Origin of the sequence: uncultured Meiothermus sp., assembly GCF_937863175.1 — a bacterium.
Lineage (GTDB): Bacteria > Deinococcota > Deinococci > Deinococcales > Thermaceae > Meiothermus.
Genome location: NZ_CALMCQ010000481.1, coordinates 1 through 1,398, shown reverse-complemented (window position 1 = coordinate 1,398; position 1,398 = coordinate 1). Strand labels below are relative to the sequence as shown.

Here is a 1,398-nt window from a genome sequence, read left to right as displayed (position 1 = left end):
GTTCCAGGGCGTGGCGGTTGCCCAGTCCGGTGAGGGCATCGCTGAGGGCCAGTTCCGTCAGGTGACGCCGTGAGAGCAGACCGTAGAGCACGGTGGCGGCCTGGAGGGCAAAGTTTTTGGCAATGGCCAGACCTTCGGGTGGAAAGGCTTCAGTCGAGGTCGGAGAGTCCAGATTGAGGGTGCCCATCACCCGGCCCTGCAACACCAGCGGAACCGTGATGGTGGCCTGGAGATCTTCAAGTCTGCCCGCCTGGTTAAACATCTCCAGCTCGTGGGCAATGAATTGTCTGGTGCGTTCCTGGATATGCGGAGCAACCAGCAGCCGGGGCCTGCCCTGCAGCCAGGCTTCCTCGCCCAGCCCATACCAGGCCAGCTCGTGCTGATAGCTCAGGGCATGCTGGGTCAACTCCTCACTAAAGCCGATCTGGGCCACGAATCTGAACTCGCCGTTTTCCAACAGGGTCAGGCTCCCGGCCTCTGCGCCCGGAACCACCTCTACGGCGGTCTGCAAAACCCGCATAAAGAGCTGCTCGAGGTTCTCTTCCTGGGTGAGGAGGGTGGACAGTACCTCGATGGAAGAGGCATAGGCCAGGGTCTGGTTGTACTCCTGGGTCACTTCGTGCAGGATACACAGTTGCCCGGTTTTGTAAGGAGCCAGACTGGTCTGGAACCAGCGCCACCGTTTGCCGGCAAGACCCCATACTCCCTTCTGCGAATCGTGCTGCCGCCAGCCCGCATTCAGGGCGTTGCTAACGAAGTTCTCCCGCACTACAGGTTGAAACCAGTTTTCCAGGCGCTTGCCGATGGGATTGCGGATGGGAATAATAGAGGCTGCGACCGGGTTGTACCAACCCACAAGCCCTTGTTCATCAAGCCAGACCACCGCCTCCGAGAGCTGGTTTAGCCAGTTCAGGGTGTCTGGCTCAAGGGGAGGGGCAGAGGCTTTCATAAGCGGCCAGGCAGTGTGCCTATCAGTGTAGGTTTGCTATTCGTATTGCGCAATGGTGATTAACGCGTTACGTAACCGGGCCAAGTAACAGTTCACGGGCGTGCTCGAGGGCTGCTTCGGAGTAGCTTCCCGAGAGCATGCGGGCCAGCTCACGCACCCGATCCTCGTCCTGCACCTTCTGCACCTGAACCGTCTGGTTGTGTTTGACCACCCGGTAGTGGGTTTTAGCCCGGGCGGCAATTTGTGGGAGATGGGTCACCACCAGCACCTGGCGTTTCTGGGCCAGGCGAGCCAGGCGTTCGGCCACCTGCCAGGCCGCCTCGCCCCCCACGCCGGTGTCCACCTCGTCAAAAATCACCGTGTCGGCTTCCGACCCGGTCAGCAGGGCCAGGGCCAGCATCACCCGCGAGAGCTCCCCGCCCGAGGCGGCTTTCTCCAGGGGGGCATCG

The 1,398-nt window shown here is 61.3% G+C and carries 1 protein-coding gene and 1 pseudogene; both read right to left on the bottom strand.

Translation table 11 applies throughout. The features are described 5' to 3' along the window. On the bottom strand, positions 1 to 949 hold a 949-nt coding region (locus Q0288_RS17830; protein ID WP_299433731.1), incomplete at its 3' end, for a GAF domain-containing protein. 67 nt (positions 950 to 1,016) lie between these two features. Beyond that, positions 1,017 to 1,398 (bottom strand): annotated as a pseudogene (locus Q0288_RS17825) (DNA repair protein RecN); the annotation flags it as partial.